The sequence below is a fragment of the Amycolatopsis australiensis genome, from assembly GCF_900119165.1.
In the GTDB taxonomy this organism is placed as follows: domain Bacteria; phylum Actinomycetota; class Actinomycetes; order Mycobacteriales; family Pseudonocardiaceae; genus Amycolatopsis; species Amycolatopsis australiensis.
Genome location: NZ_FPJG01000006.1, coordinates 4345915 through 4370214, shown reverse-complemented (window position 1 = coordinate 4370214; position 24300 = coordinate 4345915). Strand labels below are relative to the sequence as shown.

Here is a 24300-nt window from a genome sequence, read left to right as displayed (position 1 = left end):
CGCTGCCTCAGAGCCGGAGCGACTGGGTGCCCAGGACCGTAGCGAGAGCCAGGCGTTCGGCGTCCTCGGTGCCGGGCTCGGCGGTGTACACACTGATCCGCAAGTCGTCCGACGCGACGAGCAGTGTGTCGCAGTCCAGCGTGATCGGGCCGACCGCCGGGTGGTCGATCGTCTTGCGGCGGGACGGGTCGGCCAGGGACGGCGGGGCTTCCGCGTCCCAGAGCTCGGCGAACCGCGGGCTGCCCGCGGTCAGCTCGGCGATCAGGCGCCGCAACGCGCGGTCCGCCGGGTAGCGCGACGCCGTCAGGCGCAGATCGGCCACGAGCCGGGCCTCGTGGTCCGCCTGTTCCTGCGGGGTGTGCACCACCCGTGAGGGCAAGCGGGTGACGTTGCGCCAGACCGCGTTGCGTTCCAGCCCGCGCCACGTCGTCGTGTCACCCATGAGCGCGTGGTACGGCGCGTTGGCCAGCAGGAGCGTCCACGTTGCGTCGTAGACGACCACCGGCGTGTGCGAGAGCCGGTCGAGCAGCCGCTGCACGCTCGGCGTGATCCGCGACGGCACGACGTCCGGGCCGGGCGGGGCGTGCCCGGCCAGGCGGTAGAGCAGGTCGCGTTCGGCGCCGGTCAGGCGCAGCGCGCGGGCCAGCGACTCCACGACCTGCGTCGACGGCGCCGTCGCGCGGCCCTGCTCGAGGCGGGTCAGGTAGTCGGCCGAGATGCCGGCGAGCGCGGCCAGTTCTTCGCGGCGCAACCCGCTGGCCCGGCGCCGCCCGCCCGCCGGGACGCCGACGGCCTCCGGGGCCAGCCGGTCGCGCCAGCGGCGCACCGCCCGGCCGAACTCCCACGTTTCCACGCTGTCCATTCTGGACGATCAGGCACCGCGTGTCCTGGTCCTGGCAGTCCTACGAAAACCGGACGGCTGGTTGTGCCCCGGCAGGGCTCGCAGGCTGGCGCCATGACCGAACCCGGAACCGTCCTCATCACCGGCCCCACGCGCAACCTGGGGCGCCACGCCGTGCTGGCCATGGCCGGCCGCCCGGACGGGCAGCGTCCCGACCTGCTGCTCGTCGGCCGCGCCGGGCGCGACCTGACCGCGGTCGCCGGCGAAGCTCGCGCCCTCGGGGCGCGCGTCCGCGCAATCGGCTGCGACCTGGCGAGCCTGGCCGACGTCCGTGCCGCGGCGGCCACCGCCCGCGGCCTGCTCGCCGATGGCGCCGTCCGTCCGCTGCGCGCCCTGGTCGCCAACGCCGGCACCATGTCGGCCGACACGCGCCGCGCCTCGGCCGACGGCTACGAGCTGACCTTCGCCGTCAACCACCTCGCCCACGCGCAGCTCATCGGCGACCTGCTCGCGTCGTTCACCGCCCCGGCGCGGGTCGTGCTGGTCGGCTCGAGCACCTACCAGGCCAACTTCTGGCGCAAGCTGCTGCACGTGCCGGAGGCCCAGTGGGCCGACCCCGTCGAACTCGCCCGTCCGGCCGGCGGCGAACAGAACCCGGGCATGGCGGCCTCGGGCGTCGCGTACTCCAACGCCAAGCTCGCGGTCCTCTACTACGCCCACGAACTGCAGCGCCAGGCCGGCCCGGGGATCGCCGTGTCCGTGTTCGAACCGGGGTGGATGCCCGGCACCGCGCTGGGCCGCGGCGCTCCCCCGGTGTTCCAGGCGATGAGCCGCGCCTTGGGCCGGATTCCCGGTGTCTCGACACCGCGGCGCTCGGGACCGCTGCTGGCGGCGATGGCCCTCGACGACCGGTGGGCGCACCTGCGTGACGGCGCGTTCGTGGTGAAGACCAAGCTGACGGAGGTCCGGCCGGTGGCCCACGACCGCGACCGCGAGCGGCGCCTGTGGGAGGCGACCGCCGAGCTGCTGGACCGTGCCGCGGACGCGGCCGCGGGCAAGTAACGCGGGTATTCGCCGAGCGGGCCGCCTCCCCGGTTCACGGGAGACGGCCCGCGGAACGGCGCCGGAGATCAGCCGCGAGCCGCGGCGACCGCCGCCGCAGCCGGCTGGTCCGTGGCCGGCGGCATCAGCTTCGGGTATTCCCTCTGGAACTTCTCGATCATCGTGGCGGACGGGATGATCCGGTTCGGGTCGGCCTGGCTCGTCGCCTGCTTCTCGCCCCAGGCGCCGGCGGCCTTGCGCTGGTCGGGGGTGCCGTGGCTGTGATAGCAATCCCCGATCGACGCGTCGAGGTAGGTGACCTCCTGCTGGGTGCGGGCGTTCCAGGCGTACCCCTTGGCGTGCGCGACGAAGTAGCCGCCGTAGGCGTCGGGGCCCATCTCCGAGGACTCGTTGCGCGGGTGGTTGTCGTGGGCGAAGTCGACCTGGTGGCCGTACTCGTGGCCGATCACGGACTCGACCGACACGTCGTCGAAGCCGAGGAGATCGACCGTGTCGAGGAGGCCGTCGCCGAGCGCCACGCGCTTGCCGCCGAGGCTGCCGGCCGGAGCGGAGAACGCGTTCAGGGTCAGCAGCGGGTGGCGGCCGCCCTGCAGTGCCGGGATTTCGTAGAGCACCTTGGTGGCGAGCGCGGCCGCGTTCTTCACTTTCGCCGGCGCGAGGCCGAGGCTGAAAGTCTGCGCCATCTTCGCCTGGCTGCCGAGATCGGTGCCCTTCCAGGCGACGAGCTGGATGTTCCAGCTTTCGATGTCCCAGAAGCCGCGCAGCTTGTCGATCGTTTCGGTGGCGCGCGGGGTGTACTGGCCGTCGGTCCCGAAGACCTGCGGGGTCTTGTCCGAAGCGACCCCCTGGACGTAGAGCTGGCTGAGCCCCGACAGCGCGTCGAACGCCTTGTTCTCGAGCGGGGTGAGCTGGGCCGCGAGCTTGTTCGCGTACGTCAGCAGCGAACCCTCGGTGCAGCCAGGGATCGGGTCCTGCGCGGCCTGGGTCCGGGGACCGATCCGCGGGATCGGCGACTCGACGAGCCGGTCGACATCGCGCAGCGCGTCCGCGGGCAGGCCGTTGTAGAGGTCGACGACGTCCTGGTACAGCTGCGCGACGTCCTGGTCGACAGTGGGCGGTTCCGCCGCGGCGGCGGGAACGGCGGTGGCGAGCGCGAGCGCCGCCACGGTGCCCGCTGCCATGAGTGTTCTGCCGAGAAGTCGGGTGCGGTTCGGCAAGGTGGTTCCCCTCTTCTGGTCCGGTCCAAGATCACCAACCACCGCCACACTAGGACGGTGATCGGCCACCGAACCGGCACCGGGACAGGAACGCCGGAATGGCGCACGTCGTTCGGCGGGTTTTCGACGTGCGATCATCGGCCGAAAGTACTAGGCGGCTCTCATACCCTGCGCGTCAACGACGGCCGCGCACGCATCGGCCGCGGAGGATCACCGCGAGCGGAACGGTCAGCCGGCCGAGGTCGGCCCGGACCGGGTCAATGGCCGGTCCGTTCAAGCGGATGTCCATCCGGCGGTCACAAAGCGACCTCGAAAACGCACGGCCATGACAAAACGCGCCAATCCGCCCGTCACAAGGCACACAATTCACACATTCCCCGGATCCGGCTCACCCGCGTTTACGTAATTTCGCCGACGCGCAGCGGGCGACGCGATCGCTATACCTGGGCCTCCCGTGTTCAGCGGGAGGATTCCCGAGAGGACGTTCGCAATGCTGCGGAAACCACGCTGGAAGTCATCGGTCGCCCTCGGTGCTGTGCTGCTCGCCGCGTCGGGCATGACCGGTACCGCTCTCGCGTCACCCGGCCTCGGCGGTGACAGCCCCTTCGCGCGCGGACCCGCCCCGACCGAAGCTTCCGTCCGGGCCGAACGCGGCCCGTTCGCGGTCGCCACCGAAACGGTCGGTGCCGGTCAGGGTTTCGGTGGCGGGACGATCTCCTTCCCGACCGACACCAGCCAGGGCACTTTCGGCGCTGTCGCCGTCGCTCCGGGGTTTCTCGAGAGCGAGTCCGCGATTGCCTGGTACGGCCCGCGGCTCGCCTCCCAGGGCTTCGTCGTCATCACCATTTCCACCAACAGCGTGTGGGACACCCCGGACGCCCGCTCGGAAGAACTGCTCGCCGCACTGCGCTACGTCACCGATGCGAGCCAGGCCAAGGGACGCGTCGACCGGAACCGGCTGGCCGTCATGGGGCATTCGATGGGCGGTGGCGGGACACTGATCGCCGCGCGGAAGACGCCCACGCTGAAAGCCGCGATCCCGTTGACCGGCTGGAGCCCGAACACGACGTTTTCCGATGTCAGCGTGCCGACGTTCGTCGTGAGCGCCCAGAACGACCTCATCGCCCCGGACGGGACGTTCTCACGCCCGTTCTACCAGAGCTTGCCGGCTTCGCTGGACAAGGCGTACCTGCTGCTCGCCGGCGCCGGGCACCTCGCCCCGACCAGGCCGAACACGACGATCGCGGAGTACAGCATCTCCTGGCTGAAGCGTTTCGTCGACCAGGACGCCCGGTACGAGCAGTTCCTCTGCCCGCTGCCCACGGGTGACCCGGCGATCGCCACGTACCGGGGCACCTGCCCGCTGAACTGATCACGCCGGACCGGACCCGGGTTCGGCCCGCTCGTTCACCCAGATGGCGACCTGGGTCCGGTTCGCCAGATCGAGTTTGTTCAGGATGTGCTGGACGTGGGTTTCCGCGGTGCGCTGGGCGATGACCAGGCGGACGGCGATCTCGCGGTTGCTCAGCCCGGTCGCGACCAGCCGGGCGATCTCCGACTCGCGCCGGGTCAGCGGCGGCAGCACAGCGGTTCCGGCCGGCTCCGAGCACGCCGGGGCCGCCAGGATGTCGTGCGGATTCCGCCGCCGCCCTTCGGCGAACGCTTCCTCGAACCGCGCTTCGCCCAGCGCGCCGCGCGTCGCCGCCAGCAGCTCCCGGTGCGCCAGCGACACGGCGATGTCCGGCTCCGCTCCGCAGCGCTCCCACAACGTCGCCGCCGTGCCGAACAACCTCGCCGCGCTCGGCCAGTCTTCCCGCCGGGCCGACGCCCACGCCAGCCCGTCCACCCGGTACGCCGCCGACAGCACGTCAGGCCCCCGCAGGTCGATCTCCAGCGCGTCGCGCATCGCCTGCTCGCCGACGCCGAGGTCGCCGCCGAAGAAGATCTCCACCGTGCCCAGCCCGAACAGGGCCATGGACCGGTAGGACTCGTCCTTCGCGGATTCGCACAGGTGCAGCATCACGTCCAGCAGGCGCCGGGCGCCGGCGAGGTCGCCGCGGAACGCCGTGGCCACCGCCTGGATGAACATCGGGTGCAGCTGTTTCCGCACCTCGCCCCGCTCGCCGAAGATCCGCACGGCTTCGGCCGCGTTCTCCAGCGCGTGCGGCTCGATCGCGAGCAACGCCACGAAGGCCCGCGCGTGGCAGACATAGGGAACGGCGTCTTCGTCGCTGATGGCTTCGGCGAGCTCCAGCCGCTGCCTGGCGCCCTCCAGGTCCGCGTGCAGTGCGGCGCACAGCGCCGCCCTGGCCTGCGCCGTCGCCCGCCCCGGGGCGTCTTCGGCGGCGACGGCGAGCGCGCGGTCGAGCCACTCCCGGACCTCCCACGCCGCGCCGCGGGCCAACCAGTACTCGATCACGCTGCTCGCCATCCGGAGCGCGACGACGGCCTCGCCGGCCTCGCGCAGGGACCACGACAGCGCCGCGCGGATGTCCGCGTGCCGGTCCGACAGGCGGCCGAACCACTCGTCGCGCCGCGGGCCGAACCATTCCGCATCGGCCTGCGCCAGCAGGCGGGCGTGGTGGTCGCGGTGCCGCCGGGCGACGGACCCGGCGGTTCCCGCGGCGGCCAGCCGTTCCTGGCCGAACTCGCGCAGCGCCTCCAGCAACCGGAACCGGACCCCGGTCGCGCCTTCGACGCGCAGCAGAACCGACTTGTCGACCAAGCCGTCCACGGCGTCCAGCACCGCGAAGCCGTCGAGCCGGGCCGCGCAGACGTCCTCGGCGGCGGCCAGGTCGAACGCCCCCGCGAACACCGAACAGCACTCCCAGGCCGCTCGCTCGGCGTCCGTGCACAGGGAATGGCTCCACTCGATGGTGGCCCGCAAGCTGCGCTGACGCGCGGGCAGCGACCTCGCACCCGTGGTCAGCAGCGCCAGGCCGGCGCTCATCCGGTCGGCGATCTGGCCGGGCGAAAGGGCGCGGATGCGCGCCGCGGCCAGCTCGACGGCCAGCGGCAGGCCGTCCAGCTGGCGGCACAACCCCGCCACGGCGGCCGCGTTGTCCTCGGTCAGCCGGAACGACGGCAGCACCTCGGTCGCCCGGTCGACGAACAGCCGGACCGCGTCGTAGGCGATCGCGTCTCCGACGGTCCGGGCACTCTCGGGCGGCACCGCCAGGGGCGCGATCGGCATGACCCGCTCCCCGGCGACCCCCAGCGAACACCGGCTCGTCGCCAGGACCACCAGGTCCGGGCACTGCCGGAGCAGGACGCCGGCCAGCTCGGCGCACCAGCCGACGAGGTGCTCGCAGTTGTCCAGCACGAGCAGCGTCCGCCGGTCACGCAGGTGGGCCAGCACGGTGTCCAGCGCGGTCCGGGCGGCCGTGTCGTGCAGGCCGAGGCAGTCGGCGAGGGTGCGGGTGACCAGGGTGCCGTCGCGCAGCTCGGCGAGGCCGGCCACGATCACGCCGTCGGGGAACGCCCGGGTCACCGAGCTGGCGACGCGGCCGGCGAGCCGGGTCTTGCCCACTCCGCCGGGGCCGGTCAACGTGACCAGGCGGGCCTCGCCCAGCAGGCGCCGCACCTCGGTCTCGTCTCCGGCGCGGCCCACGTAGCTCGTCAGGTCGTCCGTCGTCATCCCATCACCGGCACACATCTTGATCTGTCCCGGACCCCTTGTCCACGCGGCCCGGCACCCGGCGCGGGTCTCGGCGGCGACGGTACGCACGCGGGGTTTACGTGTTTCTGCCGACGCGCCCGGCGGCCACGGCGGGCCAGACTCGGCGCTCCAGCGATGCCCGCCCGCTCCGGAGGTCGAGGATGACCGTCCCCCAGCCCGTGCCCGGCGGCGCCGCGACGCCGATCGCGCGTGGCGTCGTCGCCGGCATCCGGCACGCCCTTCCCGAGCACGCCGCGCTGTTCGACGCGGGCGCCACGGAGTTCGTGGCGGCGCTGCTGAGCGGGTCCCGGCCGGCGCCGGGCGCGGACGTCTTCCGCCGCGCCGGCGTCGCGGAGCACGCGTCAGGCGGCGACCCCGACCGGCTCGCCCGTGCGTACCAGGCGGGCGCGCGCCGGGCCCTCCCGATCCTGGCGGAGCTGGGCCGCCGGGTGGACGAGGGTGTCGTCGGTACCGGGGTGGAAGCGGTGTTCCGGTGCGTCGACGTCCTGATCCGCCTGTCCACCGAGGCGTTCCGGGCCGCGCAGACGCCGTCTGCCGCGGGCTTGCGCCAGGACCTGCTGCGCGACCTGATGACCGGCCGCCCGTGGCCCGCCCTGGCCGCCCGCGCCGGCTGGACGCCGCCGGAGCGCGTGGTGGCCGTCGTCGTGGCCGCGGGTGCGCGGATCGCGGCGTTCCACCCGGATATGCTCGCCGACCTCGCCGCCGAGCCCCCGTACCTGCTGCTCCCCGCGGACGCCGACGTCACGCGGCTGGTGGGCCACGGCCCGGCGGCGACCGGACCGGCCGTCCCGCCGGTCGAAGCGGCCACGTCGCTGCGCTGGGCCCGGCGGGCGTGGGAGCTGCGGGACCGCGGCGTCCTGCCCCGTGACGGCCTCGTCCGCTGGCCCGACCACTTGACCACGCACTGGCTGCTCACGAACGAGCTGCTGACGAGCGCGCTCGCCGCGCGCAGCCTGGCGCCGTTGGACGGGCTGTCGCCGAACCAGCGCGGCAAGCTCGCCGAAACCCTCGGCGCAACACTCGACGCCCGCGGCGGCGCCCCCGAAGTCGCGAGCCGCCTGGGCATCCACCCGCAGACGGCACGCAACCGCCTCCGCCGGCTGCGCACTCTCTTCGGGACGCGTCTGGACGATCCCGAGGAACGGCTCAGCCTGCGGATCGCGTTGCGTGCCGAGCGGGTGCTCGCCGGTGAGGCGACTCCCGCCGCGCGAACCGCTTGACCCTCGGATCGGCCGCGGGCACTTCGGCCTGGGGTGCGCCGCACGCCGGTTCCTCCGCCCGACCTGCACCGGCGCCACCGGGCGGCCGGCCGCCCGGATCACCCGGCCGGCGGGCTGCAGCTGACCCGACCTGCGCACTTAGCGGCCGCTTACAATGGTGGCGATCGGAGCCGGCTACCCGGCGGGGCGATCTGGGAGGATCACCGGATGACGATGTCGCTGTCGGCGGAACTGTGGCCGGACGTGCAGCCGGAGACCGCGCGGCGGCTCATGCTCGCCGGGGTGGAGGCCTTCGCCCAGCGGGGCTACCACGCCACGACCACGCGGGACATCGCCGGGGCCGCCGGGATGAGTCCCGCCGCGCTCTACGTCCACTTCCCCTCCAAGGCCGCGCTGCTGTTCGCGATCAGCCGGTACGGGCACGAGCAGACGCTGGCCCTCGTCGAGAACGTGGTCGCCAAGGAAGCCGACCCGGTCGAGCGGATCCGGCTCATCGTCGAGGACTTCGTGGCCTGGCACGCGCGGCGCCACACCGTCGCCCGGGTGGTGCAGTACGAGCTGCAGGCGCTGCCCGAACAGGAGTTCCAGGTGGTCGCCGAGCTGCGGCGGCGCATCGAGCGGATCGTGCGCGAGGTCATCGCGGACGGCGTCGCGTCCGGCGCGTTCACGGTGTCCGACCCGCACGTCGCGGCCCGCGCCGTGCTCTCCCTCGGCGTCGACGTCGCCCGCTGGTACACCGACCGCGCCCGCCAGACACCGGCCGCGCTCGGCAAGGAGTACGGCGGGCTGGTGCTGCGCATGCTCGGCGTCGCGGAGCCCGCGGTCACGAACTAGCCGCGGCGTAGCGGCGCGCCAGGAGCGCGAACGCGTCCTTGAGCTCCCGCGGCCCGACGACCTCGATGCCGGCGTCGAACCGGCCGAGGCCGGCCGCCAGCCCGGTCCAGGACCAGGCCCCCAGCACGAGCCGGCAGCGGCCGGCACCCAGTGCTTCCACGACGCCGTCGCCGGCGTACGGCGACACCACGTCCGCGGGCAGGCCGAGGATCACCTCGCCGCGGCACGGCCAGGCCCCGCCGGCGTCCCGGCCCGAGAACCGCGCCTCGACGAACGCCGCGACGTCGCCGCCGGGCAGGTCGCGCGCCGCGAACCGGGGGCCTGTCGGGATCCGCGGGGTGATCCGGTCGACGCGGAACGTGCGCCAGTCGCCGCGGTCGAGGTCCCAGGCCACGAGGTACCAGCGGCCGCCGCGCGTCACCAGGTGGTGCGGCTCGACGCGCCGCGGCGGGTCCGCGGCGGCGTAGCCGAACCGCAGCACCTCGCGGGCGTGGACGGCCGCGCTCAGCGCCGCCAGCACCGCGGGGTCCACCGACGGCCCCGCCGCGGCGACGGCGGTCACCTGCAGCGCGTCGACGCGGTGGCGCAGCCTGGCCGGCATCACCTGCCGGACGGTGTTCAGGGCGCGCGCCGCGGCGTCCCCGAGCCCGGCGCCGGTCGCCGTCCGCAACGCCACCGCGAGCGCGACCGCCTGCTCGTCGTCGAACAGCAGCGGCGGCAGCTGTGTGCCCGCGCCGAGCCGGTAGCCGCCCTCGGGGCCCTTGGTCGTCGTGATCGGGTAGCCGAGTTCTCGCAGGCGGTCGACGTCACGGCGGACCGTGCGCGCGCTGACCTCCAGGCGCTCGGCCAGCAGCGGCCCCGGCCAGTCGCGCCGGGCCTGGAGCAGCGAGAGCAGCGCCAGCAGGCGCGCTGAGGTTTTCGGCATGCCGCGCATTCTGCCCGCGGTAGCGGACACATCCTGTCCGCTACTTCGGCCAGAGTGGTCCCATGACCGAAGTGCTGGACGTCCGGACGCTCAACCGCGCGACGCTCGCCCGGCAGCTCCTGCTGGAGCGCGCCACCCTGCCCGTGCACGACGCCGTCGCGCACCTCTGCGGCCTGCAGGCGCAGGAGCCGCAGGAACCGTTCACCGGGCTGTGGTCGCGGCTGCGCGGGTTCGACCCGGCGGTGCTGTCGGACCTGCTCGCCGAGCGGCGCGTGGTGCGGACGCACCTCATGCGCCGGACCGTCCACCTGCTCACCGCCGGAGACGTCCTCGCCTGGCGGACCCGGTTCGGCCCGATGCTGCGCCGGCGCGTGCTCGGCACCTACCGCCGTGAGCTCGACGGTGTCGACCTCGACGAGCTGGCGGCGGCCGGCCGCGAGGTACTGGCCGACGGCGAGCCCCGCTCGATGACCGAGCTCGCCAGGGCGGTCGCGGACCGCTGGCCGGCTTCGGGAACCCGCGCGCTCGGCGAGATGCTGGTCGCGGCCCTGATCCCGATGGCGCAGCTGCCGCCGCGCGGGCTGTGGCGCGTCAAGGCCGGCGTGCGCAACCGCCCGCTCTCGGACTGGCTGGGCCGCGAACCCGCCCCGGACGGCGACAGCGACAGCGTCGGGCCGGCGCTGGTGCGGCGTTACCTGGCCGCGTTCGGCCCGGCGGCGTCGGCCGACCTGCGGGCGTGGTGCGGCCTGCCCGGCCTGCCCGCCGCGGTGCGGGCAGTGCGCGACGAGCTGGTGGTGTTCCGCGACGAGCGGGGCCGCGAGCTGCTCGACCTGCCCGGCGCGCCGCGGCCCGATCCCGCGACACCCGCGCCCGTGCGGTTCCTGCCCGCGTTCGACAACGCGATCCTCGGCTACGCCGACCGCACCCGCATCGTCGACGACGCCCACCGCGGCCTCTCCGTCGCCGGCGAGCGGGTCGTCCTGGTGGACGGCCGGGTCGCCGGGACGTGGACGGTCGACGCCGGAGCGGTCGTCGTCACGCCGGTGCGGCGCTTGGCCAAGACCGAAAGCCGGGACGTCACGGAGGAGGGCAGCGCACTGGCGCGCTTCCTCTCCGACGGCGAGCACGACCGCCTGCGCATCGCCGGCTAACCGACCGCCCGCGCGAACCGCGCGGCCACCTCCCGCAACCGCTCCACCAGACCGGGCGGCGCCTCCTCCACCACGAAGTCGAACCCCCACTGGGCGAGGTAGTACGGCACCGTGTCGAGCGTGCTCGCCCCGGTCCGCACGCGGCAGCTGTGCTCGTCCACCGCCTCGACGACACCGGACGTGGGCGGGATGCGGGCGGCCAGCACCGCCGCCGGCGCGGCGACCCGCAGCACGAACCGGTGCGGGTACGGCGCCGTCGAGATCCGGCTGGAGACGTAGGCGGCCAGGTCCTCCGCCGGCGGTTCGCGCGGGGTGAACCGGAAGCCCGCCACCGGCACGCCGGTGATCCGGTCGACGCGGAACGTGCGCCAGTCCGCGCGGTCGAGGTCGAACGCGACCAGGTACCAGCGCCGTCCCGTGTGGACCAGCCGCAGCGGCTCGACCGACCGTTCCGTCTCCGCGCCCGCGTGGTCGCCGTAGCCGAAGCGCAGCCGCTCGTGGTCGCGGCACGCGGCGGCGATCGCCGTCAGCACCGAGGCGTCGACCGTCGGGCCGCCGCCGGGCAGCGACACCGTCGCCGCGTGCAGCGCGCCCACCCGCGGGCGCAGGCGCGCCGGCAGCACCTGCTCCAGCTTCGCCAGCGCCCGCACGGACGCCTCTTCGATGCCGCTGACCGTGCCGCTCGCCGCCGTGCGCAAGCCGACGGCGACCGCGACGGCCTCGTCGTCGTCCAGCAGCAATGGCGGGAGCGCGGCGCCCGCACCCAGCCGGTAGCCGCCGGCCACCCCCGGTGTCGCGTGCACGGGGTAGCCGAGCGACCGCAGCCGTTCGACGTCGCGGCGGATCGTGCGGACGTCGACCTCGAGCCGCGCCGCCAGGTCGGCGCCCGGCCAGTCACGGCGGGCCTGCAGCAGTGAGAGCAGCCTGAGCAGCCGTTCCGAGGTCCCGTACATGGACGCAGTGTGCCAGAGATCGCGGACAGTTCCGGTCCTCGATCGGGGTGGCGCCCTTGCGGCCACCGCCCCCGGCCGGAAAGAGTGGCGCATGCCGATCGACCCGCACGCCCTGCTCGCCGTCGCCCGCGAAGAAGCCGAGCTGGGCAAGGCCGGAGGCGGCGTCCCCATCGGGGCCGCGCTGTTCGACACCGCGGGCACCCTGCTCGGCCGCGGGCACAACCGGCGCGTGCAGGACGGCGACCCGTCGATGCACGCCGAAACCGCGGCCTTCCGCAACGCCGGGCGCCGCCCGCACTACCGCGACACGATCATGGTCACCACGCTCTCGCCGTGCTGGTACTGCTCCGGGCTCGTCCGTCAGTTCGGGATCGGGCGGGTCGTCATCGGCGAAGCGGCGACGTTCCACGGCGGGCACGACTGGCTCGCCGAGCACGGCGTCGAGATCACCCTGCTCGACGACCCGGCCTGCACCGCGCTGATGACGGAGTTCATCGCCGAGCGCCCGGATCTGTGGTTCGAAGACATCGGGGCGGAGAAGCCCGGATAGGAGCCGGTATGCCGTCAACCGTTCCGCTCGTCGACCTGTCGCCGTGGTTCGCGGGCACCTCCGAGGGCCGGGCCGAGGTGGCGGCGCGGATCGACCGCGCGCTGCGCGAGTCCGGGTTCCTGCTGGTCACCGGGCACGGCGTCCCGGACGACCTGCGCCGCCGCACCCGCGAGCTGGCGCGGGAGTTCTTCGGGCTGCCCGAGGACGTCAAGCAGCGTTACGCCGTCACGGTCGGCGGCCGCGGCTGGCTGCCGCCCGGTGTCGAGGCCAACGGCTACGCCGAAGGCACCGAGACGCCGCCGGACCTGAAGGAGTCGTTCTCCGCGGGCGCGGACGCCGGGGTGGGCGTGGCCGAGATCGACGGGTTCTGGTTCCAGCCGAACGTGTGGCCGGACGAGGTGCCCGGCTTCGCGGAGACGGCCACCGAGTACATGCGCCGGATGCGCGCGCTGTCGGACCACCTGCTGGAGATCTTCGCCGCGGCGCTCGGCCTGGCCGAGAGCCACTTCACCCGGCACACCGGGCATCCGACGTACACGTTCAACATCAACTGGTACCCGCCGATGACCCGCGTCGGCACCCCGGAGCCGGAGCAGTTCCGGATCGGCCCGCACACCGACTTCGGCACGGTGACGGTCCTGGACCGCCAGGCCGGAGTGGGCGGCCTGCAGGTGTACACGGCCGACGGCGAGTGGGCGGACGCCCCGTTCGACCCGGCGGCGTTCACGGTGAACATCGGCGACCTGATGGCCCGCTGGACGGGCGACCGCTGGCGCTCGACCCGCCACCGGGTCCTCCCACCGGCGGCCTCGGCACCGGACGAGGACCTGGTCTCGCTGATCTTCTTCTACGAGACCGACCACGACGCCCGGATCACGTCGTTGGCCCCGCCACTGGGCAAGACGGTGTATCCGGAGGTCATCGCGTCGGATTACCTGCGGGAGAAACTGACCGCGATCACGGTCACCTGAGCGCTCTCACTCACGATTCCGGTTCGGCGCAGATCGTGCGGTTGCGGCCCGCCGCCTTCGCGCGCAGCAGGGCCGCTTCCGCCGCCAGCAGCGCGTCCTCGAGTAGGCCATCGGGGCAGTCCGCCACGCCGATCGACACCGTCACGCCCACGAACTGCGGCCCGTCTCCCGAGGCCTTCAGCGCCACCAGCGTCGAGGCGACCCGCAGCCGGATCCGCTCCGCGATCGCCATCGCGTCGAAACGGCCCGTGCCCGGCAGCAGCACCGCGAACTCCTCGCCGCCGGAGCGGCCGACCAAGTCGGCCGCGCGGACCTCGTCGCGCAGCGTGTCGGCCACCGCGCGCAGGACCGCGTCGCCGATGCGGACGCCGTAGCGGTCGTTGAGCCGGCGGAAGTGGTCCAGGTCGAGCAGCAGCACCGCCGGGCCGGGACCGTGGCGGCCGAGCCGGTCCAGCTCGGCTTCGGCCGCGCCGCGCCACGACGCCGCGGTCAGCACGCCGGTGCCGGGATCGAGGGTGACGTGGTCGCGGCGGCCGCGGCCCAGCCCGCCGCGGTGCAGGACCACGGTGGCGCCGGCCAGCAGCGGGACCAGCGCCGGCGCGGCTTCGGCCGCCCACGCCAGCGGCAGCGCGGACGCCGTCATCGCGGCGTCGAACGCGAGCCCGGGCAGGGCTTCGCGGGGACGGCGGGGGCCGTCGGCGGCGGTGACGAGCGCGGCGTTCACCGCGAGGAACACCGCGCCCGCGGCGGCCAGCAGGGCGACCGTGCGCGTGTCGAGGACCGTGCTCAGCGGCCCGGCGCCGGTCGCCGTGCGGAACGCACCGGCGACGAGGCAGGCCAGTGCCGTCGCCGCGGCGCCGAACACCTGGCGGTACACCGGTCTTCTGCGGACCCGGAACCACTGGTGCAGCGCGGAGACCACGATCAGGGCAGCGGCCAGGCCGGGCCGCAGCACCAGGACCCCGGCGAAGATCCACGGCGTGTCGACCCCCGGTCCCAGCAGCGTGTCCTCGCGGTGGCGCTCGACGCTCCTGGCGAGTTCCGCGGACACCAGCATCCCGCCGAGCAGCAGCGCGAACGGCGGCAGCATCGCGGCGAGCGGCGGGTACCGGACGGCGGCGAGCACGACGGCCACGACGGCGACGGCGTCGATCGCGACGAGGTAGCACACGTGGCCGCGGCGCGGCAGCCGCCACAGCGCCCAGCGCGCGAGGACGACAGCGGGCACGAACCGGCCGGCGCGGCGTCCTCCGCCGGCGGCGACCGAATCCCCCACCATTTCGGCAAAGTAGCCGGAACGGCGGGCGCTGTCACTCCGCCTTCAGGGGAATTTCACATTCCGCCGCCGTGGGTCATTTTCCGACCGGAAGAAGGGTTGACACACAACATTGGTCTAGTCCACTGTGTGGTGGCACACAGTGCTCCTCCAGGGTTGATCCCGCCGCCTCAAACCGGAGGTGCTCCACCCTGCACGTTTGGAGGACCCCCATGAAAACAGTGCGCCGACTGGTCACCCTCGCCGCCGCGGCTTCGGCCGCGCTGGCGACCGCGGTCGGCCTCGCCCCGCAGGCGATGGCCGCCGTCGACCCGGTGCTCGCCTCCCCCTACCTGTACCAGTGGGGCGGGCAGACCAGCCCGACGGCGGCGATGTCCGCCACCGGCGTGAAAGCGTTTACCCTCGCGTTCGTCCTGTCGGACGGCGGCTGCAACCCCAAGTGGGACGGCACCCGCTCGCTGACCGGCTCGGACAAGACGATGATCCAGAACATCCGCAACGCGGGCGGGGACGTGATCCCCTCCTTCGGCGGCTGGTCCGGCACGAAGCTGGGCTCGAAGTGCACGTCGGCCTCGGCGCTGGCGGGCGCGTACCAGAAGGTGATCGACGCCTACGGCCTCAAGGCGATCGACCTCGACATCGAAAACACCGACGAGTTCGAAAACGCCACCGTGCAGGACCGGATCCTCAACGCGGTCAAGCTCACCAAGCAGAAGAACCCGAACCTGCGCGTGGTGATCACGATCGGCACCGAGACCACCGGCCCGAACACCTGGGGCAAGCGCCTGATCAGCCAAGCCAAGGCGATCGGCGCGAACGTCGACGTGTGGTCGGTCATGCCGTTCGACTTCTCCAGCGGCGGCGACATGGCCGCGCACACGAAGTCCGCGGTCGACGGGCTGAAGAACCAGCTCAAGTCGACCTTCGGCTGGAGCGACGACACCGCCTACCGGCACAGCGGCCTCTCCTCGATGAACGGCAAGACCGACAACCCGGGCGAGACGGTCACGGTGGCCAACTTCAGTTCGATCCGCAGCTACGCGGCGAGCCACCACCTGGCCCGCTTCACGTTCTGGGCCACCAACCGCGACTGCGGCGGTGGCGGCGAATGCAGCGGCATCAGCCAGGACAAGTACGCGTTCACCAAGATCGTCGCCGGCTACACCGGCTGACATCGGGCCCGTAGTGGGGCTGTCGGAGGCCCTCTCACCGGCATCGGGGCCGGTGAGGGGGCCTTCGCGGGTCCGGGTTTCCCGGTGACCGGGACAAGCGTCACACGGCCGCAATGTCGGTCGCCTACCGTCTTCGCATGACGAGCGAACCCCGCTACGGCGACAAGGTCGTCGCCGTCGAGCCAGGCGGCATCGAGCCCGTGGCCGACGCCGACCGGCACGGCACGCCCCGGCAGCTGGCCTGGACCTGGGCCTCCCCCAACCTCGAGTTCGCCACCGTGTTCGTCGGCGTCCTCGCCGTCACCGCGTTCGGGCTCTCCTTCACCCAGGCCGCGCTCGCCGCCGTCATCGGGAACGGGCTCGGCGCCGTCGCGCACGGCGTCCTCTCCGCCCGCGGCCCGCGCTACGGCGTGCCGCAGATGGTGCTCGGGCGCGCCGCCTTCGGCTACCGCGGGAACCTGCTGCCGGCCGCGCTCATGTCGGTCATGGCGGGTGTCGGCTGGTTCGCCGTCAACAGCGTCAGCGGCGCGTTCGCGCTGGCCAGCCTCACGGGGTGGCCGACCGTGTCCTGTTTGGTGCTGGTCGTCGCGCTGCAGATCGTGATCGCCTTCTTCGGGCACAACCTCGTCCAGGCGTACGAGAGGTACGTCTTCGTCGTCCTCGCCGTCGTGTTCGCCGCCGCGAGCGTCGTGATCTTCGCGAAGTCCGGGCCGACGGCCAACACCGGCAGCGGCGGCGGCTTCCTCCTCGCCGTCGGCACCGCGTTCGGCTACACCGCCGGCTGGAACCCGTATGCCGCGGACTACACGCGGTACCTGCCGAAGACGGCGTCGAAGCGCGCGATCGGCCTCCACGCCGGCGGCGGCCTGTTCGTCTCGACGACCCTGCTGATGCTGGTCGGCGCGGCATCGACGACCCTCGGCGGCGCGGCGGACGCGAACCCGGCGACGGCGTTCACCGGCCACCTGCCCGGTTTCCTCGCCGCGGCGACGCTGCTGGCGATCACGCTCGGCGCGGTGGCCGCGAACGTCCTCAACGTCTATTCCGGCGCGCTCGCGTTTCTCGCGTTGGGCGTCCGCCTGCCGCTGGCGTGGCGCCGCGCCGCCGTCGCGCTGGCGTTCGGCGCGATCGGGTTCGTGCTGGCGTGGTTCGGGCTGGCCGACGCGGGCCAGGCGTACGAGAACTTCCTGCTCGTCATCGCCTACTGGATCGGCCCGTGGCTGGGCGTGCTGCTGGTCGACCACCACCTGCGCCGGGGCAGCGAGTTCGGCGAGCTGCTCGCGGATCGGGCGCACCGCAACGTCGCCGGGTTCACGGCGTTCGCCGCCGGGCTGGTGGTGTCGGTCGGGTTGTTCGCGAACCAGGCGCTGTACACGGCCCCGATCCCGAAGGCGGTCCCCGCGGTGGGCGACCTGACGTTCGCGGCGGGATTCGTGCTGGCGGCCGCCACGTACTGGGGGCTGCGCCGTCAGCGCACCGGGGTGCCGCCGCTGCGGCAGCCGTAGGGATGGCAGCCGTAGTCCCAGGTCGGCGGCGGCAGGGTGACGGTGGTGGTGGGCGACGGCGGTAGCAGCACGGTGACGGTCGGCGTGGGGGTCGGGGTCTTCCGCGCATGCATGACGACCGGCGAGGGAGTGGTGGTGCGCGTAGGCGCGGCGACGGCGGTCGAGGTCGGCAGGCCGGTGGCGGGCGGCAGCTGCGGGAACCGAGTGGACCCGGGAACGGGATCGGGCCGCGTGGCAAGGGCGAGCACGACCCCACCGAGCACGACGAAGACAGCCGACGCGAGCGCGATCCGCCCGGCGGCCCCGCGGGGTTCGAAGCCGGAATCCCGGACGGCGGCGCGGTGCGACTCGAAGCGGGAACGCCGCGCGGGGGCGCACTGCTCGCGGCTGGGATCGTCCCGGTGGGAGCTACCGAACGGCCCGAAACCGGCGGCCTGCCAGGCCGCCCCACCGCGCACCTCCCCGCCGGGATCGCGCCCGTCCGCGCCACCAAGCCGCCCGGAACCGGCGGCCTGCCCGGCCACACCACCCCGCAGCTCGCGCCGATCCACACCTCCGCGCGGCTCGAAACCCGGGTCGCGGCGCGCGGCCTCGGCCGAGCGTGAGCCGGGCCGTCGGGGCCGCGTTCCGGTCCGCCGCAGCAGCTCGTCCACCGAAATGCGGTCCCGTCTGCGCGCCCTGCGCGTCATGCACGACCCCCTTCGCCGATCCGGGTGGATCGTAGAAACCGGCGCCGGAAATGTAAACGCGCTGATCGCAGCGGTCTCGTTATCGTTCCGAGACATCCGGATCGCGTTCCCGGCCGTAGTCGTCAACGAGCCGCGAAGCGCCGCAACAATCCGCCCACCCGGCGGGTCACCGGGGTGAACTCCGGCAGCTTCAGCACCGCCAGCAACCCGAACGGCACCGCCATCCCCAGCAAGGTCTGGACCGGCAGCTTCACCCACGCGCCGGCGATCTCGCCGAGCGAGCCGGGCACCGCGTAGCCCGCCAGCACCGCCACCCCGCCGCCGAGCGCGCTCGCGCCCAACGTGATCAGCCCGACGCGCAGCGACCGCTTGCTGCGCAGGTGCCCGAGCCGGACCCACAGCCACACCTGGCCCAGCACCGCGCCGACGATGAACCCGGCGCCGTTCACCAGCATCACTCCGTAGACGACGTGCTCGCCGTCGAGCAGGCCGCGGCACAGCAGCAGCAGCGGGATCTTCACCGCGGTCATCACGAGCATGATCAACGTCGGCGTGCGGGCGTCCTTCATCGCGTAGAACACGCGCAGCTGCAACATGACCAGCGCGAACGGCAGCAGCCCGACGGCGGAGACGGCGAGCGTCTGGCCGAGCCGCTCGGCGTCTTCCAGCGTGCCGCGGCCCCAGGTGAAGATCGCGATGCCGACCGGGGTGCCGACCACGGCCAGCACCGCGGAGATCGGCACGAACAGCACGGTCGAGACACGCGACGCGAGCGACAGGTCACCGACCAGCGCGACGGTGTCGCCGTCCGCGGCCGCACGGCTCATCCGCGGCATGAGCGCCGTCAGCAGGGAGACGCCGAGAATCCCGTATGGCAGCTGGAAGAGCAGGGACGCGTAGCTGTAGGCCGTGACGCCGCCCGTGGAGCCGTGGGTCAGCACCCGGGTCGTGACGACGAACCCGACGTGGCTGACCACGACGTAGCCGAGGATCCACGCGGCGAGCCCGCCGAACTCCTTGATCCGCGGGTCGAAGCCCCAGCGCCACCGGAACCGGAACCCGGTGCGCAGCAGCGCCGGGATCAGCACGGCCGCCTGCACGACGATGCCGAGCGTCGTGCCGAGGCCCAGCACCAGCAGCTTCGGGTCGCTCATCCGGACCGGGTCGAGCGTCAGCTCGCCCGGCACCACCGCGAACACGACCAGCGTGCCGGTGACGACGATGTTGTTCAGCACCGGCGCCCACGCCGGCGGGCCGAAGACGTTCTGCGCGTTGAGGATCGCCGAGAGCAGCGCGAAGAGACCGTAGAACAGGATCTGCGGCAGCAGGAGGTACGCCAGCGCCGTCGTCAGCCCCGGATTGGCCGTGGCGGCCGATTTGTCGACGTAGACGGCGGTGAACAGCGGCGCGATCGCCACCGCGACGGCCGTGCCGGCGGTGAGCAGCACCAGCGCCATGGTGATCAGCCGCTGCGTGTAGGCACGGCCGCCGTCCGGGTCGTCCTGGGAGCGGACCAGCAGCGGCACGACGACGCTGGCCAGCACGCCGCCGAAGAGCAGTTCGAACACGATGTTGGGCAGCGTGTTCGCCACGGTGAAGGAGTCGTTGACGACCCCGGTGCCGACCACCGCGGCCAGCAGCAGCTTCGCGACGAACCCGGTGATCCGGCTGACGGTCGACGCGACGGCCATCCGCCCGCTCGAGCGCGCGAGCGACGAGCCGGCGCCTTCCCCGCGGCCGGCGGTGACCGGCGAGGCGGGCGGCCGGGCGACGATCTGGGTGGCGAACTCGTCGTAGGGCCGCCGGGAGACGTCGGGGTCGCGGGTCGGCCAGTGCGGTCCGCGCAGCTCGCTGGGGAGGAAGACCGTCGCCTCGTCGTCCACCGGTGGTGGGTGCTCCGCCATGGCTCAAGCCTGCCAGGTCGAGACCACGCGCGGGAGATCGAACACTTGTTCGATCTCCCGACAATGCGTGACGCTCAGGCGGCGGCGGTGACCTCCAGCGCGGCGCGGCCGGCCTCGGTCAGCTCGGCGGGAACGCGCCCGGTGGCGCCTTCGACGGCGGGACGCAGGTAGCCACCGTGCGCGAGGGCGTGCGCGGTGATCTGATCGCAACAGGCGAATCCGTCGATGAAGAGGTCGGGCTCGCAGCTGCGCGACATCTGCGCACGCCCTTCGGCGACGGCCTTCAGCATCGCCATGGCGCGGTGGGTGAGCTCGACTGCTGATCCGGACACCGGACTGCCTTCCTCTGCGAAACCACTACAACCAGTCATTCGCCCATTGGGCCGATTGTGTTACTTACGGCACTATGACGCTTCGGCCGCGGATGAGGTTCCGTGGGGTGACGAAGACGCGCCGAACGGCCGCTGGGCTGCGCCGGAAGGCGCATGCCGAGACGGGATGGGGCTCGCGTCCGGCCGCCCCTCCTTCCCATGAGCACCAGCCGTGGATCCTGCGGACGGGGCGCGAGTCACGAGCCGGTCGGCACTCCGCGCCACCCCGCGGCCACCGGCCCTGCCCGGGCGGCGCTCAGCCGTCCCCGAGGCGCAGCTCCAGCGTCCGCGCCCACTCGCGCACGATCTGGCGCCGCCGCCGGGTGTCGTCGGTCAACAGGTTCGCCAGGCCCAGGCCCCGGCCCAGGTCCAGCGTGGCCTGGACCAGTTCGCGGACCCCCGGCCGGGACTCGTCCACGCCCAGCAGCTCCACCGTCACCCGGTGCGCCTCCCGCCCGACCCGGGCCTCCAAGGGCACCAGCACGTCGCGCAGGGCCTCGTCCGTCGCCGCGACCGACCACAGCTGGAGGGCCGCGCGGAACAGCGGGCCCGTGTACAGGTTCAGCACCATCTCCACCACCCGCTCGATGCGGGACGCCCCGCTCGGCAGGTCCGCCGCCTGGGCGCGCAGCTCGTCGATCTGGGCCTGGCCCAGCAGGTCGACCGCCGCGACCACCAGGTCCTCCCGCGTCGGGAAGTGGTGCTGGGCCGCCCCGCGCGAGACGCCGGCGCGCTCGGCGATGCCCGCCACCGTCACGCCGTGCCAGCCGCGCTCGCCGAAGCTGCCGAGCGCGGCCTCGATCAGCCGCCGCCGCGTGGTGCGGCTGCGTTCCTGCTGGGGTTCGCGGATGCCGGTCAAGCCGGCCCCTAGTACGACTTCGGGAGGCCGAGGCTGTGCTGGCCGACGAAGTTGAGCACCATCTCGCGGCTGACCGGGGCGATCCGGCCCAGCCGGACCGCCGTCACCAGCGTGCCGAGGCCGTACTCCGTCGCGAGGCCGTTGCCGCCGTGGGTCTGCACCGCCTGGTCGGTGGCGCGGATCGCCACCTCGGCGGCGGCGTACTTGGCCATGTTGGCCGACTCGCCCGCGCCGAAGTCGTCGCCCGAGTCGTAGAGCGACGCCGCCTTCTGCGTCATCAGCTTCGCCAGTTCCAGCTCGATCTTGATCTCCGCCAGCGGATGCGCGAGACCCTGGTGGGTGCCGATCGGCGCACCCCAGACCTTTCGCTCGTTCGCGTAGCCGACCGCCTTCCCGAGGGCGTACCGCGCGATGCCGAGCGAGAACGACGCGCCCATGATGCGTTCGGGGTTGAGGCCGGCGAACAGCTGCGCGATCGCCGCGTCCTCCTCGCCGACCAGCGCCTCGGCCGGGAGCTTGACGTCGTCGAGGAACAGCGAGAACTGGTTCTCCGGCGCGACGATGTCCATCGGGATCTTCGTGTACTCGAAGCCCGGCGTGCCGGTCGGCAGGATGAACAGCGCGGGCTTGAGCCGGCCCGTCCTGGCGTCTTCGGTGCGGCCGACGACGAGCACGGCGTCGGCCTCGTCGACGCCGGAGATGAAGACCTTGCGTCCGCTGAGGACCCAGCCACCGGCGTCCCGGCGGGCGGTGGTGGTGATCTTGTGCGAGTTCGACCCCGCGTCCGGCTCGGTGATCGCGAAGACCATCCGCTTGCTGCCGTCGGCGATGCCCGGCAGCCACTGCTTCTTCTGCTCCTCGGTGCCGAAGCGGGAGATCACTGTGCCGCAGATGGCCGGCGAGACCACCATGAGCAGCAGCGGGGAACCCGCGGCCGCCAGCTCTTCGAGCACCGCGGCGAGGTCGGCGATGCCCGCACCGCCGCCACCGTACTCCTCGGGGATGTTGACGCCGAGGTAGCCGAGACGCCCGGCCTCGTCCCACAGTTCGTGCGTCTTCTCGTCCGCGCGGGCCTTGCGGGCGTAGTAGTCGTGCCCGTACTTGGCGCCCAGCTCGGCGACGGCCTTGCGAAGCGCGATCCGCTCCTCCGGCTCGATGAAGTTCATGGCGTTCATGCTTCGTCTCCCACCACCGCGAGGATCGTGCCCACTTCGACCTGCTGTCCCACCGTCACCGGCAGTTCCGCCACCACGCCGTCGGCCGGGGCGGCGATCCGGTGTTCCATCTTCATCGCTTCCAGCCACAGCAGCGGGTCGCCCGCCTTCACCGGGTCCCCGGCCCGGACGGCGAGCCGGACGACCGTGCCGGGCATCGGCGCGACCAGCGACCCGGCGGCCAGTGCCGCGTCCGGATCGGCGAACCTCGGCTGCGCCTGGAGCGCCACCGCCCCGAGCACGGAATCCACATAGGACACTGCGTCGTGCCGGGCGACGTCGAAGGCGCGGCGCACCCCGGCGACGTCCAGGACGACCCGCCCCGGTTCGGCGCTGACCAGGTCGGCCTCGAAGCCGTCCGCCGCCAGCCCGGAACGGGTGAGCGAGTAGACGATTTCGTACTCGCGATCCGCGACGGTGAAGACCTTGCGCTGCCCGGCCGAGCGGACGTTGCGCCAGCCGCTCGGCAGCCTGCCCTGCGTGGTGGCCGCCGCCCGGTTCGCCGCCGCGTCGGCCAGCGCCGCGGCCAGCGCGGAGAGCCGTTCGGTGTCCGCAGTGGCCAGCGGCGCCGCCAAGGTGTCGAGGCCGTGCCGGTCGAAGAACGCCGTGTCGGTCTCGCCGGCCAGGAAGGCCTCGTGGCGCAGGACGTTCACGAGGAGGTCGCGGTTGGTGACAACGCCGTGGATCTTCGCCGCCGCGAGCGCCTTCGCCAGCCGCCGGGCCGCTTCGGCGCGGGTCGGCGCCCACGTGATCACCTTGGCGAGCATCGGGTCGTAGTGGACGCCCACGACGGACCCGGTTTCGAAGCCCGAGTCGAGCCGCAGGCCCGGCCCGTGGGTGAACGCCCGGTCCACATCGGGCACCTCGAACGTGTGCAGCGTGCCGCTCTGCGGCTGCCAGCCCGCCGCCGGGTCTTCGGCGTAGAGCCGGACTTCGATCGAGTGACCGGTCGACGGCGGCGGGTCGGCGGGCAGCCGCTCGCCTTCGGCGATCCGCAGCTGCAGCGCGACCAGGTCGAGGCCGGTGACGTTCTCGGTGACCGGGTGCTCGACCTGCAGCCGGGTGTTCATCTCCAGGAAGTAGAAGCGGCCGTCGGGCCCGGCGAGGAACTCGACCGTGCCCGCGCCGACGTAGTCGATCGCCTTGGCGGCCTTGCGCGCGGCCTCGAACAGCTCTTCGCGCATGGCGACGTCGACGAACGGCGACGGCGCTTCTTCCACGACCTTCTGGTGGCGGCGCTGGATCGAGCATTCCCGCTCCCCCACCGCCCACACCGTGCCGTGCGTGTCGGCCAGGACCTGGACCTCGATGTGCCGGCCGGTCTCCAGGTACCGCTCGCAGAAGACGGTCGGGTCGCCGAACGCGGACCCGGCCTCGGCGCTCGCGCCTTCCACCGCCTCGGCCAGCTCGCCCAGCGAGCGGACCACGCGCATCCCGCGGCCACCACCCCCGGCCGAAGCCTTGACCAGCAACGGAAGGTCCGCTTCGGTGACCGACGCCGGGTCCAGTTCGGACAGCACGGGAACACCGGCCGCGGCCATCAGCCGCTTGGACTCCACTTTGGAGCCCATCGTCTCGATGGCCGCCGGCGGCGGCCCGACCCACGTCAGCCCGGCGTCGAGGACGGCGCGGGCGAAGGCGGCGTTCTCGGACAGGAAGCCGTAGCCGGGGTGGACGGCGTCGGCGCCGGTGTCGGCCGCGGCCTTCACCAGCAGGTCCGCACGCAGGTACGTCTCGGACGGCGCGTTTCCGGGCAGCCGGACGGCCGCGTCGGCTTCGAGGACGTGGGGGGCGGCCGCGTCGGCGTCGGAGAACACCGCGACCGTGCCGATGCCGGCGTCGCGGCAGGTGCGGAAGACGCGGCGGGCGATCTCGCCGCGGTTGGCGACCAGCAGGTTCTGGATCAT

21 protein-coding genes are annotated in these 24300 nt (G+C 73.2%); 9 read left to right on the top strand and 12 right to left on the bottom strand.

The annotated features are described in order from the left end of the window. Nucleotides 1–7 precede the first annotated feature (7 nt). Complete coding sequence (locus tag BT341_RS21755; protein ID WP_218177754.1) at nucleotides 8–862, bottom strand: helix-turn-helix transcriptional regulator; 855 nt, start codon at nucleotides 860–862, stop codon at nucleotides 8–10. Between the two features lie 93 nt (nucleotides 863–955). Between BT341_RS21755 and BT341_RS21750 the strand changes: the two genes are divergently transcribed. Continuing rightward, nucleotides 956–1903 (top strand): SDR family NAD(P)-dependent oxidoreductase, encoded by a 948-nt coding sequence (locus BT341_RS21750; RefSeq protein ID WP_072478041.1) that lies wholly within the window; start codon nucleotides 956–958, stop codon nucleotides 1901–1903. 68 nt (nucleotides 1904–1971) lie between these two features. Here BT341_RS21750 and BT341_RS21745 read toward each other — a convergent pair whose 3' ends face one another. Then, the gene (locus BT341_RS21745) at nucleotides 1972–3084 is read right to left on the bottom strand and encodes a M48 family metalloprotease (protein ID WP_245805048.1); all 1113 of its coding nucleotides are present in this window, start codon (nucleotides 3082–3084) and stop codon (nucleotides 1972–1974) included. A gap of 526 nt (nucleotides 3085–3610) precedes the next feature. Between BT341_RS21745 and BT341_RS21740 the strand changes: the two genes are divergently transcribed. Then, nucleotides 3611–4492 carry a poly(ethylene terephthalate) hydrolase family protein gene (locus tag BT341_RS21740; protein WP_072478039.1) on the top strand — a complete coding sequence of 294 codons (882 nt, stop codon included), beginning with the start codon at nucleotides 3611–3613 and terminating at the stop codon, nucleotides 4490–4492. Here the strand turns inward: BT341_RS21740 and BT341_RS21735 are convergent, their stop codons facing one another. Beyond that, a complete protein-coding gene (locus BT341_RS21735; protein ID WP_084742956.1) occupies nucleotides 4493–6757 on the bottom strand; it encodes an ATP-binding protein in 2265 nt (754 codons plus the stop codon). A 182-nt stretch (nucleotides 6758–6939) separates the two neighbouring features. Here BT341_RS21735 and BT341_RS21730 point away from each other — a divergent pair, with 182 nt between their 5' ends. Next, nucleotides 6940–8019 (top strand): helix-turn-helix domain-containing protein, encoded by a 1080-nt coding sequence (locus BT341_RS21730; protein WP_072478037.1) that lies wholly within the window; start codon nucleotides 6940–6942, stop codon nucleotides 8017–8019. Nucleotides 8020–8226: 207 nt separating this feature from the next. Then, nucleotides 8227–8853, top strand: coding sequence for a TetR/AcrR family transcriptional regulator (locus BT341_RS21725; protein ID WP_072478036.1), 627 nt, complete (start codon nucleotides 8227–8229; stop codon nucleotides 8851–8853). Here BT341_RS21725 and BT341_RS21720 read toward each other — a convergent pair. Then, entirely contained in the window at nucleotides 8843–9778 is a 936-nt protein-coding gene (locus BT341_RS21720; protein WP_177328874.1) for a helix-turn-helix transcriptional regulator, read from the bottom strand. The genes BT341_RS21725 and BT341_RS21720 overlap by 11 nt on opposite strands. Before the next feature lie 62 nt (nucleotides 9779–9840). Between BT341_RS21720 and BT341_RS21715 the strand changes: the two genes are divergently transcribed. Then, complete coding sequence (locus BT341_RS21715) at nucleotides 9841–10929, top strand: winged helix DNA-binding domain-containing protein (RefSeq protein ID WP_072478034.1); 1089 nt, start codon at nucleotides 9841–9843, stop codon at nucleotides 10927–10929. On the opposite strand, the gene BT341_RS21710 is transcribed toward BT341_RS21715, so the two are convergent. Next, nucleotides 10926–11882, bottom strand: coding sequence for a helix-turn-helix transcriptional regulator (locus BT341_RS21710; protein ID WP_072478033.1), 957 nt, complete (start codon nucleotides 11880–11882; stop codon nucleotides 10926–10928). The genes BT341_RS21715 and BT341_RS21710 overlap by 4 nt on opposite strands. 91 nt (nucleotides 11883–11973) lie before the next feature. Here BT341_RS21710 and BT341_RS21705 point away from each other — a divergent pair, with 91 nt between their 5' ends. Both BT341_RS21705 and BT341_RS21700 read left to right on the top strand, forming a co-directional pair. Further along, nucleotides 11974–12432, top strand: coding sequence for a nucleoside deaminase (locus BT341_RS21705; protein ID WP_072478032.1), 459 nt, complete (start codon nucleotides 11974–11976; stop codon nucleotides 12430–12432). A gap of 8 nt (nucleotides 12433–12440) precedes the next feature. Continuing rightward, a complete protein-coding gene (locus tag BT341_RS21700) occupies nucleotides 12441–13403 on the top strand; it encodes an isopenicillin N synthase family dioxygenase (RefSeq protein WP_072478031.1) in 963 nt (320 codons plus the stop codon). A 10-nt stretch (nucleotides 13404–13413) separates the two neighbouring features. Here the strand turns inward: BT341_RS21700 and BT341_RS21695 are convergent, their stop codons facing one another. After that, nucleotides 13414–14682: a GGDEF domain-containing protein gene (locus BT341_RS21695; protein ID WP_072478030.1), complete on the bottom strand. Its 1269-nt coding sequence runs from the start codon at nucleotides 14680–14682 to the stop codon at nucleotides 13414–13416. Between the two features lie 209 nt (nucleotides 14683–14891). Between BT341_RS21695 and BT341_RS21690 the strand changes: the two genes are divergently transcribed. Next, the gene (locus BT341_RS21690; RefSeq protein ID WP_177328873.1) at nucleotides 14892–15851 is read left to right on the top strand and encodes a chitinase; all 960 of its coding nucleotides are present in this window, start codon (nucleotides 14892–14894) and stop codon (nucleotides 15849–15851) included. 137 nt (nucleotides 15852–15988) lie between these two features. Then, on the top strand, nucleotides 15989–17356 hold the full coding sequence (locus BT341_RS21685; protein ID WP_084742955.1) for a purine-cytosine permease family protein: 1368 nt from the start codon (nucleotides 15989–15991) through the stop codon (nucleotides 17354–17356). On the opposite strand, the gene BT341_RS46575 is transcribed toward BT341_RS21685, so the two are convergent. The 6 genes from BT341_RS46575 to BT341_RS21655 form a co-directional block, all read right to left on the bottom strand. Next, nucleotides 17320–18045, bottom strand: a complete 726-nt coding sequence (locus BT341_RS46575) for a hypothetical protein (protein ID WP_072478027.1) — start codon at nucleotides 18043–18045, stop codon at nucleotides 17320–17322. The genes BT341_RS21685 and BT341_RS46575 overlap by 37 nt on opposite strands. Nucleotides 18046–18167: 122 nt before the next feature. Beyond that, a complete protein-coding gene (gene murJ, locus BT341_RS21675; RefSeq protein WP_245805047.1) occupies nucleotides 18168–19949 on the bottom strand; it encodes a murein biosynthesis integral membrane protein MurJ in 1782 nt (593 codons plus the stop codon). A gap of 74 nt (nucleotides 19950–20023) precedes the next feature. Continuing rightward, entirely contained in the window at nucleotides 20024–20281 is a 258-nt protein-coding gene (locus BT341_RS21670; RefSeq protein ID WP_143168614.1) for a hypothetical protein, read from the bottom strand. 295 nt (nucleotides 20282–20576) lie between these two features. Beyond that, nucleotides 20577–21179: a TetR/AcrR family transcriptional regulator gene (locus BT341_RS21665; RefSeq protein ID WP_072478024.1), complete on the bottom strand. Its 603-nt coding sequence runs from the start codon at nucleotides 21177–21179 to the stop codon at nucleotides 20577–20579. Nucleotides 21180–21187: 8 nt separating this feature from the next. Then, a complete protein-coding gene (locus tag BT341_RS21660) occupies nucleotides 21188–22354 on the bottom strand; it encodes an acyl-CoA dehydrogenase family protein (protein ID WP_084742954.1) in 1167 nt (388 codons plus the stop codon). Continuing rightward, nucleotides 22351–24300 (bottom strand): acetyl/propionyl/methylcrotonyl-CoA carboxylase subunit alpha, encoded by a 1950-nt coding sequence (locus tag BT341_RS21655; RefSeq protein WP_072478023.1) that lies wholly within the window; start codon nucleotides 24298–24300, stop codon nucleotides 22351–22353. The genes BT341_RS21660 and BT341_RS21655 overlap by 4 nt, the downstream gene beginning before the upstream one ends.

Bases quoted from the DNA above. Each gene is read 5' to 3' on its own strand.
- BT341_RS21735 (WP_084742956.1), bottom strand. From the start codon at position 6,757: ATGACGACGGACGACCTGACGAGCTACGTGGGCCGCGCCGGAGACGAG.
- BT341_RS21690 (WP_177328873.1), top strand. From the start codon at position 14,892: ATGAAAACAGTGCGCCGACTGGTCACCCTCGCCGCCGCGGCTTCGGCC.
- BT341_RS21705 (WP_072478032.1), top strand. From the start codon at position 11,974: ATGCCGATCGACCCGCACGCCCTGCTCGCCGTCGCCCGCGAAGAAGCC.
- murJ (WP_245805047.1), bottom strand. From the start codon at position 19,949: ATGGCGGAGCACCCACCACCGGTGGACGACGAGGCGACGGTCTTCCTC.
- BT341_RS21730 (WP_072478037.1), top strand. From the start codon at position 6,940: ATGACCGTCCCCCAGCCCGTGCCCGGCGGCGCCGCGACGCCGATCGCG.
- BT341_RS21655 (WP_072478023.1), bottom strand. From the start codon at position 24,300: ATGATCCAGAACCTGCTGGTCGCCAACCGCGGCGAGATCGCCCGCCGC.
- BT341_RS21695 (WP_072478030.1), bottom strand. From the start codon at position 14,682: ATGGTGGGGGATTCGGTCGCCGCCGGCGGAGGACGCCGCGCCGGCCGG.
- BT341_RS21725 (WP_072478036.1), top strand. From the start codon at position 8,227: ATGACGATGTCGCTGTCGGCGGAACTGTGGCCGGACGTGCAGCCGGAG.
- BT341_RS21740 (WP_072478039.1), top strand. From the start codon at position 3,611: ATGCTGCGGAAACCACGCTGGAAGTCATCGGTCGCCCTCGGTGCTGTG.
- BT341_RS21660 (WP_084742954.1), bottom strand. From the start codon at position 22,354: ATGAACGCCATGAACTTCATCGAGCCGGAGGAGCGGATCGCGCTTCGC.
- BT341_RS21710 (WP_072478033.1), bottom strand. From the start codon at position 11,882: ATGTACGGGACCTCGGAACGGCTGCTCAGGCTGCTCTCACTGCTGCAG.
- BT341_RS21685 (WP_084742955.1), top strand. From the start codon at position 15,989: ATGACGAGCGAACCCCGCTACGGCGACAAGGTCGTCGCCGTCGAGCCA.
- BT341_RS21750 (WP_072478041.1), top strand. From the start codon at position 956: ATGACCGAACCCGGAACCGTCCTCATCACCGGCCCCACGCGCAACCTG.
- BT341_RS21720 (WP_177328874.1), bottom strand. From the start codon at position 9,778: ATGCCGAAAACCTCAGCGCGCCTGCTGGCGCTGCTCTCGCTGCTCCAG.
- BT341_RS21700 (WP_072478031.1), top strand. From the start codon at position 12,441: ATGCCGTCAACCGTTCCGCTCGTCGACCTGTCGCCGTGGTTCGCGGGC.
- BT341_RS21715 (WP_072478034.1), top strand. From the start codon at position 9,841: ATGACCGAAGTGCTGGACGTCCGGACGCTCAACCGCGCGACGCTCGCC.
- BT341_RS46575 (WP_072478027.1), bottom strand. From the start codon at position 18,045: ATGACGCGCAGGGCGCGCAGACGGGACCGCATTTCGGTGGACGAGCTG.
- BT341_RS21745 (WP_245805048.1), bottom strand. From the start codon at position 3,084: ATGGCAGCGGGCACCGTGGCGGCGCTCGCGCTCGCCACCGCCGTTCCC.
- BT341_RS21755 (WP_218177754.1), bottom strand. From the start codon at position 862: ATGGACAGCGTGGAAACGTGGGAGTTCGGCCGGGCGGTGCGCCGCTGG.